This window comes from Photorhabdus aegyptia, assembly GCF_000612035.1.
Classification (GTDB): Bacteria; Pseudomonadota; Gammaproteobacteria; order Enterobacterales; family Enterobacteriaceae; genus Photorhabdus; species Photorhabdus akhurstii.
Map to the genome: position 1 here is coordinate 20,481 of NZ_JFGV01000064.1, position 9,598 is coordinate 30,078.

Consider the following 9,598-nt stretch of genomic DNA (forward strand, 5'->3'; position numbering starts at 1 on the left):
TTTATCTTAAATAACCGAATTTAAAAATTTTTTATTTTAGTGGTTAATTCTGATTATGATGAAAATATAATTTCAGCTAATTGATAATAGTAACGATAATCAATATATAATTACATGAAATTTATTCTTAATAATTATTTGTTTATATTATATAAACATATTTCATTGAAGATTTCTACAAATGTTTTCTTATTGTCAATAATGATAATTATTATAATGATATAGTTTCGTCTGGGGTTATATGGCTACATATTATCAATTCTATTGATTGTAATATCCAGAATAGAGAATTTCGCTGATTAGCAATATAATACTCTTTGGATAAGGGTATTTGTTAGTGATTTTTATATGTGGTTCTACGTGATGGGATTATATTTCCATATTAATTGGAGAGATAATTAAGAGTAAATAATTAAGACATCGTACTGCCGAATAAACGCAACCTGTTGTCAGGCTGCGTTCCGATTGAACACTAAGGATTCGTCTTATCTTGTTTCGCTTTCTGACGGATTTCTCTATACCAGCGAGGATGATGTTTCTTCGCCCAGCCACGAGTTACCCAACCTTCGACCATTGCCCGAATAGAGCCTTTTACCCAAAATGCGGCATAGACATGTATCATAATCAGCAGGATCAGGCCAATTCCAGCCAGAGAGTGCGCCAGAAGCGCAAGTCGGATCAGGGGGATAGAGAAGAAATCGGCAAAATAGGGGCGCCAGATAATCACACCACTGATAGCCAATAAAATCAGGCAACCACTGATAGACCAGTAAATTCCTTTTTGACCCAAATTGTATTGGCCGATATCGCCAGCCTCCTGATTTCTGATGATTTTATGGATGTTTTTCAGCCAAACAAGATCTTCTTTATCGATAAAGTTATGTTTGAAGTATCTTAAAAACATAAAGATAAATAAGAAAAACATGGCTGAACCGAGAAATGGGTGCAGTATCCGTGCTAACTGTGGTGTACCGAATATATTCATCAGCCAGTTAAAAGAGGGAAAAAAGAATCCTAATCCGCTGATGCCGGTAAACAGAAAACAGAGGACGACTGACCAGTGATTTATTCGTTCAATCGGTGAGTAGCGGAGAATCGTATCTTTCTTCTTCATGACAGTTTCTCCTCGTTTGTGGATTGCTCAGCTATTTCATCATCTTGTCTGGCATGCTCTTCGTCTTGTTCGTTGGTTCGATTTGGACCAATGCCGACATAATGGAAAATACTGGCGGCGAATGTTGCAGCGAAACCCACGGCGGCTAGCGGCTTCCAGATGCCTTTCCAGAAGGTCACGGCCGAGCTGATGGTTGGATTATCAGGTAGACCGTGATAAAGCTGAGGTTTGTCTGCATGATGCAAAACATACATCACATGAGTCCCCCCAACCCCTTGCGGATCGTATAAACCCGCGTTCTGATACCCACGACCTTTGAGTTCCGTTACCCGTTCGGAGGCCAGATTTTTCATATCCTCTTTGGTGCCGAAATGAATGGCGCCGGTCGGACAAGTTTTTACACAGGCGGGTTCCTGGCCGACGCCAACTTTGCCGTGCTCTTCTACTTCGGAGAAGCGCATCACGGTCCATGATTTAGCCGTCAGATCGGTGGGGTTGTCATAAACACCAACATTAAAGCCCACTTCGTCGCGAATATCGTTCCATTCTGAACAGGCCACCTGACAGGCTTTACAGCCAATACAGGTGGTAACGTCGATCAGTTTTGCCACTTCTTCTTGATGATCACGGGCACGTGGCGCCGGGGTAAAGGAATGCGTGGCGGATTGACGAATAATATCTTGAGATTGCATTGCCATAATTCGCTCCTATTACACCTTTTCGATGTTGACCAAAAATGCCTTGTATTCCGGTGTATGCGCGTTGGCGTCACCGACGGAAGGTGTGAGAGTATTTGCCAGAAAGCCTTTCCGGGTTACTCCGGCAAAACCCCAGTGACAAGGAATACCAACAGTTTCAACTTGCTTACCGTTAATGGTCAGTTGCTGAATTCGCTTGGTGACAACCGCTTTGGCTTTGATAAAACCACGTTTGGAAGACACTTTGACTTCATCACCCTGAACAATGCCTTTTTCTGCCGCCAACTTTTCACCGATTTCAATAAATTGTTCGGGCTGAACAACGGCGTTAAGTTGAGCATGTTTTGTCCAGTGACGGAACAGCTCGGTGATGGAATAGGTCGTTGCGACATAAGGGAATTCGTTGGCTTCTCCCATATAAGCAATGTCGGAACTAAAGATCCGCGCAACTGGGTTGGAGATAACATTCGGATGAAGTGGATTGGTGCCGATCGGTGATTCAATCGGTTCATAATGTTCAGGGAATGGTCCATCAGCCATTTTATCGATGGAAAACAGGCGGGCTACCCCTTCTGGTTGCATGATAAACGGCCCGACGCGGCTTCCTGGTTCAGCATTGTTGTAATCAACAACATCAAAGCCATGCCATCTATTGCCATCCCATTTAATCAGTTCACGATTTGGGTCCCACGGTTTACCTTGTGGATCAACCGAAGCACGGTTATAGAGTACCCGGCGGTTTTGCGGCCATGCCCAAGCCCAACCCGGCGTACAGCCCAGACCGGATGGATCGGCGTTATCGCGGCGCGCCATCTGATTGCCTTGTTCGGTCCAACAACCGCTGTAGATCCAGCATAAGCTGAATGTGGAACCATCATCTTTTAGTTGAGAAAAGCTGGAAAGTTGCTGCCCTTTTTTCAGAATGATATTGCCGTCTTCATCTTTAATATCAGTTAATGCTTTACCATTGGCTTCACGGGCAACTTCTTCCGGTGTCGGATCTTCCGGGTTTTGATAATCCCATGACAGATTCATAATAGGCTCCGCGTAAGCACCGCCTTCTTCACGATAAAGTTTGCGCAGACGTTGCAGCAATTTGCCAAGAATTTTACCGTCATGCAGCGCTTCTCCCGGTGGCTGTGCGCCAGCCCAGTGCCATTGCAGCCAACGGCCTGAATTAACGATCGATCCATTTTCTTCGGCAAAGCAGGAGGAGGGCAGGCGAAAAACTTCAGTTTGAATATCAGCCGGATTGACATCATTCATCTCGCCGTGGTTTTGCCAGAAGTTAGAGGATTCCGTGATCAACGGGTCGATCACCACCAGATATTTTAATTTAGCCAGTGCTCTGCTGGATTTATTTTTATCCGGGAATGCCGCTAATGGGTTAAAACCCTGAACGATGTAGCCGTTCATTTTGCCTTGAGTCATTAACTCAGCTTGCGCCATGATATCGTAGCTTTTATCCCATTTGGGCAGCCAATCGTAACCCCAGTCATTTTCTGCGGTAGCGTGTTCGCCCCAGAAACCTTTTAATAAGCTGATAAAGAAATTTGGCGTGTTTTTCCAGTAGTTCACCTGATTGGCAACCAAGGTTTTTGGTGTTGTCTGCGCCAGATAGGTTGCCAGATTCTCTTGTTTCTCATTTGGCAGAGGCAGATAGCCGGGCAGATTCAGTGACAGCAAACCAAGATCACTGTAACCCTGAATATTCGAGTGACCGCGCAATGCGTTAACTCCACCGCCCGGCATGCCTACGTTTCCTAACAGTAACTGAACCATTGCCGCGGCGCGGATAATTTGAGCGCCGCCGGTGTGGTGAGTCCAACCCAGTGCGTAGAGAATAGTTGCGGTACGATGGGTTACGGCGGTAGTTGCCAGTTGGGAACAGATATGGAGGAAATCGGCTTTTGACGTGCCACACAAATTGGAAACTTGTTCAGGGGTATAGCGTTCAACGTGATTTTTCAGTAGGTTCCAGACACAGCGTGGGTGAGATAGCGTGTCATCCCGTTTGGCATATCCCTGTTCATCGGTTTCGTAATGCCATGAGGATTTATCATAGCTCTTGGTATCTGGATCAAAGCCACTGAATAGGCCATCTACAAACTGATAATCTTCTCGAACAATCAAACAGGCATTGGTGTAAGCCTTAACATATTCGAATTGGATTTTGTTGTTGAACATCAGATATCGGATCACGCCCAGTAAGAACGCGGTATCTGAACCGGCACGAATCGGCGCATAGAAATCGGCTACAGCAGCACTGCGATTGAAGCGTGGATCAACCACAATCACTTGAGCGTTGTTCTTAATTTTTGCTTCAATAACCCACTTGAAACCGACTGGGTGTGCTTCAGCGGCGTTTCCCCCCATGATTAGAACAACGTTAGCGTTTTTGATATCTACCCAGTTATTGGTCATGGCGCCTCGGCCAAACGTTGGCGCCAAAGCGGAGACCGTTGGGCCGTGGCAAAGGCGCGCCTGACAATCGATAGCGATCATGCCTAGTGCGCGGGTGAATTTCTGGTCGAGAATACCGGTTTCATTACTGGCTGCGGAGGAGCAGAGCATACCCGTTGTTAGCCAGCGGTTAACGGTGACGTTGTTTTCATTCTTCTCAACAAAGTTGGCGTCACGGTCATCTTTCATCAAACGGGCAATGCGTTCAATCGCTTCATTCCAACTGATGCGTTGCCATTTATCCGAACCAGGAGCTCGGTATTCGGGGTAATGAAGGCGGTTTTTACTGCGAATATAATCAAGTACTCCGGCTCCTTTCGGACATAACGAGCCTCGACTGACTGGGTGATCGGGATCACCTTCGATATGAAAAATGTTCTCTTTGGCATTTTTTGCACCATCACCCAGGCTGTACATTAAAATGCCACAGCCAACGGAACAATAGGTGCAGTTATTACGAATTTCACGCGAGCGCAGTAGTTTGTACTGACGAGTTTCAGCCAGCGCAACGGATGGAGCAAATCCTAGCGCGGCGGCTGTTGTTCCCGCCATACCTCCCGCGCAGATCTTGAAGAAAGCTCTTCTGCTGACCTGCATCGGTCTTCTCCTTATTTTTTGAATGACGACATTGCTTTACTTTTGATGCAATAACACGTTGAGGAATCAAGCGAAATTGCCTTCATAGCCCGGCTCGTTTGTCAATCAAAACACTCCTGGGTATCAAGGAGAACCCACTGCATTGATGAGTTGTAAACTACCTGAGGTTATCAGCCAATAATAACACCAGTCAGTTTCTGAGAAACCTCTTATATAAATTGACAAGAGGCGCCCATTGGGAATGGGGCCTCTTATTGTGGGAGTTTAGCAGGAAAAAAAATGATTTCAGGGCAGCTGGTGGAATGGTTATTTTAGCTATCCGCAATTGTGATAATTAAATATCGAGTCGTTTAGTTTGCCATTTTTTTGATTTCCAACGCCAGATGTTAGTCAGCCCACGCAGCCATTCATCACAGAAGAAACCGATCCAAATACCTAAAATGCCCATTTCCATTTTGATCCCCAAAAAGTATCCCACTGGAATAGCAATACACCACATAAAGAATATTGCCGCATATAGTGGGAAACGGGCATCACCGGAAGCGCGTAATGCGTTCACCATAACGATATTTGCGGTACGGATTGGCTCCAGAAAAACGGACAGCAAGAATAGCGGTAACAACAGCTTGATAATGGCTTCATCTTGCGTCAGGAAATGCAGAATCGGCATTCTGAACAGCCAGAAAGCGGCGACCACGCCAATAGTGACGATACAGCCAATTTTCAGACTATTAAGGCCACGAATATAAGCATCTTCAAACCGCTTAGCGCCGACCAGATGGCCGACCATAATTTCGTTGCCAATGCTGACAGAAATGCCAAACAACATCACAAACAGCGATAACTGGAAATAGAGAGTTTGTGCTGCCAATGGAATTTCACCCATTAATCCGATGAATGCTATGGCTGCCATATATTGCAGTATCCATACCAAGTTTTCCCCTGCCGCGGGTAAACCGATATATAAGATCTTGCCCAACATACTTTTTGACCAGCGCAGGAAACCGGCCAGCGTAAATTTGATCCGCAGGCCATAACTGAGCAGGCAGAATAGTAGGATCACGGCAACAATCCGGCCAAAGACCGTAGACCAGGCAACCCCTTCCAGACCATATTGAGGTAATCCGAAGAAGCCATATAGGACGATCATATTACCTAGTACTGTCAGCAAGTTAGCAATCAAAGTAACATACATTGCCGCTTTCGATTTCCCATAAACCCGCAAACAAGCAGCCAGAATAATCGAAATAGCTTCGGGGATCAGACAGATGCCGAGAATGTGCAGATAGTTAAAGCCATCTTCCATCAGATGTTCCGGCATATTCATGATCTGCAAGAGCTTATAGCCGAAGAAGATAGTAATCAGTGCACAGCTAAACCCAAGCAAGAAGTTGAATGCAATAGAAATATGGATCGCCTGGCTAGCTTTATCCCGTTTTCCTGCGCCAATATATTGAGCAATGACAACACTGCATCCAACACTGATAAAGTTGAAGATAGTGATAAACAGATCAAATACCTGATTACCTACAGCCATAGCAGCCAGATAAGAAGTAGAAACATGGCTCACCATATAAGTGTTAATTAATAAAGTGGCCAGATGAAGGAGAATATCAATAAAAATCGGCCAGCTTAATGAAAAGAGCGAACGCTCAGTAACATCAGTTTGATGCATTTGAAAAACCTGCTTATTGAAAAAGGTAAATGAATTATTTCTTGAGATGCCGCATACTCAGGAAATATCTAAACATTGTACATGGTTTATTTATCCGTTAACAGAGATGAAATAAAGAAAGATAAAAAAATGAATTCTGTAATTGGATTTGTTCTGCCTGAACAACTCTTTCTGGTGCGAATTAAATAACGAAAAACGAGCATCATAAGGGGAATGATTGGCAATAAATATCAATGTTGCTATTTGTCGGATATGTTAGCGAAATTGATAAATTTTTGCCGAATATGTTGTACAGGGTGGATGTGGAATCTGAGAACCAAATGGTTTTGTCATTGTCGAATAAGGTTGCTAAATTTAGCGCCTATTTTTTCCGCTGTGGATGCGTATACTGTGGCTACAGCACTATTAATACATTTAGTGAGTATAGTGTATTTGTTGTGAGGAAATGTAGATTAAAAAGTAAATGAATTTGATTGTAAATAATTAAGATATTTAAATGATTGCTTGAATTGGTAAAAAATTTAAACGCCAATTTTTAAAAATATTTTATATAATTTCTTTAATTTATTATTAGTATTTGTCAGATATCAACTGTGTAGTTATGGATATCTTAACATGCTTATTAAATCATTAGATAACTTTATTCAAATATTGTTTATAGTTTAATGTTGATGAATAATTTTATTGGGTGATGAGATTTTTATAATCTGGTTGTTCAATTTTTTTCGATAACTTAAATGATTTATCAACGAAGTGATAAAAAAATTTTTTCGGTTAAATTTTGCTCTATAATTAATTCAAAGGAGTCGAATATAAGGAAATGAAAATATACCATTCAGCGAGGTGATATGATGATAAATAGATTGCAACACCAGTTACTTTGGGCCCTTTTAACGTTAACTTTCTTTTCTGCTTTTTCTACATCTATCCATGCTTGTGTATTGTATCCGCATTTTCCTATATGTGCGGCAAAATGCGTTATTTTTTCATCTCATACTGCAACATGTATTATCGGTTCTCAAGCTCCTAATCATTTAACTTCTGATTATTCCATGCCTATTATATCGGAAAAAAATAGCTAATCGAGAGTGGAATTCTATTGATATTCAGTTAGCATAATTATTGTGTTATGCGGAATTCTACCTCTGTTTTTTCTATTTTCCGCCCTTTTAATAAAGGGCGGTATTTTATTTATGGATTAAAAATAGAATAAATTTGAGGGTATATTTCAGCTATTAAAGTCATTGGCCAAGGCTATTTAAATTAATACGCCATTATATTTTCTATGAATTGGCTGAAACGTAGTAAATAGCCATCAGGATCTTGCACAAGAAATTCTCGTTGACATGCAATGACTTCATCAATACGGTAATGATTATCTTTAACCTCTCGATAAAGTTTGATGTTATTAGCTTTTAAGTTGTGCAGTAAAGGCGCTAAATCATCAACTTCAATCTGAAAATTCACCCCCCTCCCAAGAGGATAATGTAATGAGGCTGTGTTCCAGCCATCATCATGTAACGCTTCAAGCATGAGTTGTGCTTCACCAAGTGCTAAGTATGCAAAATCTGGATTATCTCGGCGAATAAGCAACTGGAAGCCGAGAATTCTTTGATAAAAATCCAGAGATAGAGAGAAGTCAGTAACAGTGAGTTCTGGAACCATTCGATTCCAATAGGGTTTATCTTGTTCCATATGTTATCCTATATTCAACAATATCTATTTTATTATATGAGAATAGATTAATTTTACCCAGAATGAAAATATTATAGTCTAATGAATTAAATAGTAATAGGTCTAATAAAGCTATTTTTTATTCCTGAGAAATCTTAGTAAATAATGCTATTAATTCTTACGTTATTTAACTTGGTTTTTTAAGCTCTTATGGGATGGTTTACTGTGTTAGTAATTGACTTAATTGATGGTGCTTAATTGCATTGTTATATTTATTAAACTAAATTTATTATCTGTTTTTCTTGTTGATTTATATGATTCATTAAGTTGAATTCATATGTAAAATTATATTTATGATATTTTTATTTTTGTGGAATTGGTCACGGATAATTTAAATATTATCTATATCTTAATAGTTGATTTTAATCAGGGAATAAATGCATTTTATGATTTCTATATTTTTACGTTATTATTTTATTTGTTCTTGTAATATGCAAGCATGGTTTAATGTCGATCATCGTATTTCTCATTTTTTCCCTGATTAGCTGTTCTGGTTATATTTAAAAATTAAATATTGTAATCACTACATTATTCTGGCGTATTTCTGGCTGTTCTTGGAAATTTGTTTGAATTATGCGGTATAGCCAACTATTGGATAAAAAAATATATATGAAACGTATTCCAGAACCTTTCCGTATTAAAATGGTAGAAAATATTCGCATGACTACCCGTGCCGAACGTGAAAAAGCGTTAGAGGAAGCCGGGTATAATCCATTCTTATTACCCAGTGACGCAGTTTATATTGATTTGCTGACAGATTCCGGCACTGGGGCAATGAGTGATCGCCAGTGGGCGGGGATGATGATGGGGGATGAAGCTTATGCAGGTTCCCGTAACTATTATCATCTATGTGATAAAGTTAATGAATTAATTGGTTATCAATATACTATTCCAACGCATCAAGGGCGTGGAGCAGAACAGATTTTATTTCCGACATTAATTGCCCGTAAAAAAGCGCAAGGTGGTGCAAAGCATCCGGTCTTTATTTCTAATTTCCATTTTGATACGACAGCGGCTCATGTTGAATTAAATGGCGCGAAAGCGATTAATGTCGTCACATCAAAAGCCTTTGATACAACCACTTATTATGATTGGAAAGGCGATTTTGATATTGATGAATTGAAAAAAACGATAGCAGAACATGGCGATGATAATGTTGTCGCGATTATTACAACTGTTACCTGTAATAGTTCCGGTGGTCAGCCTATCTCTATCGCTAATACAGGGCGGGATTCCACTTTGTATTTAATTTAATCAAAGATAAGTTGACTACGGAATTCCCCTGACCAAATGGCTCTTCGACGTTTAGCCGCCTGA

The 9,598-nt window shown here is 40.9% G+C and carries 6 protein-coding genes and 1 pseudogene; 2 read left to right on the forward strand and 5 right to left on the reverse strand.

From position 1 onward, the window contains the following. Positions 1-472: 472 nt before the first annotated feature. From fdoI to BA1DRAFT_RS17250, 5 genes are all read right to left on the reverse strand, one after another. Complete coding sequence (gene fdoI / locus BA1DRAFT_RS17230; protein WP_036781679.1) at positions 473-1,114, reverse strand: formate dehydrogenase cytochrome b556 subunit; 642 nt, start codon at positions 1,112-1,114, stop codon at positions 473-475. Then, positions 1,111-1,812: a formate dehydrogenase N subunit beta transmembrane domain-containing protein gene (locus BA1DRAFT_RS17235; protein WP_036781681.1), complete on the reverse strand. Its 702-nt coding sequence runs from the start codon at positions 1,810-1,812 to the stop codon at positions 1,111-1,113. The genes fdoI and BA1DRAFT_RS17235 overlap by 4 nt, the downstream gene beginning before the upstream one ends. A 12-nt stretch (positions 1,813-1,824) precedes the next feature. Next, the gene (gene fdnG, locus BA1DRAFT_RS17240; protein WP_072164820.1) at positions 1,825-4,872 is read right to left on the reverse strand and encodes a formate dehydrogenase-N subunit alpha; all 3,048 of its coding nucleotides are present in this window, start codon (positions 4,870-4,872) and stop codon (positions 1,825-1,827) included. Between the two features lie 334 nt (positions 4,873-5,206). Next, positions 5,207-6,547, reverse strand: a complete 1,341-nt coding sequence (locus BA1DRAFT_RS17245; protein ID WP_036781683.1) for an MATE family efflux transporter — start codon at positions 6,545-6,547, stop codon at positions 5,207-5,209. A gap of 1,263 nt (positions 6,548-7,810) precedes the next feature. After that, positions 7,811-8,242: a bleomycin resistance protein gene (locus tag BA1DRAFT_RS17250; protein ID WP_036781685.1), complete on the reverse strand. Its 432-nt coding sequence runs from the start codon at positions 8,240-8,242 to the stop codon at positions 7,811-7,813. A gap of 425 nt (positions 8,243-8,667) precedes the next feature. Between BA1DRAFT_RS17250 and tnaC the strand changes: the two genes are divergently transcribed. Both tnaC and BA1DRAFT_RS17255 read left to right on the forward strand, forming a co-directional pair. Continuing rightward, positions 8,668-8,766, forward strand: a complete 99-nt coding sequence (gene tnaC / locus BA1DRAFT_RS24715) for a tryptophanase leader peptide (RefSeq protein ID WP_181147885.1) — start codon at positions 8,668-8,670, stop codon at positions 8,764-8,766. 124 nt (positions 8,767-8,890) lie between these two features. Then, positions 8,891-9,502, forward strand: a pseudogene (locus BA1DRAFT_RS17255) (tryptophanase); the annotation flags it as partial. Positions 9,503-9,598: the final 96 nt, after the last annotated feature.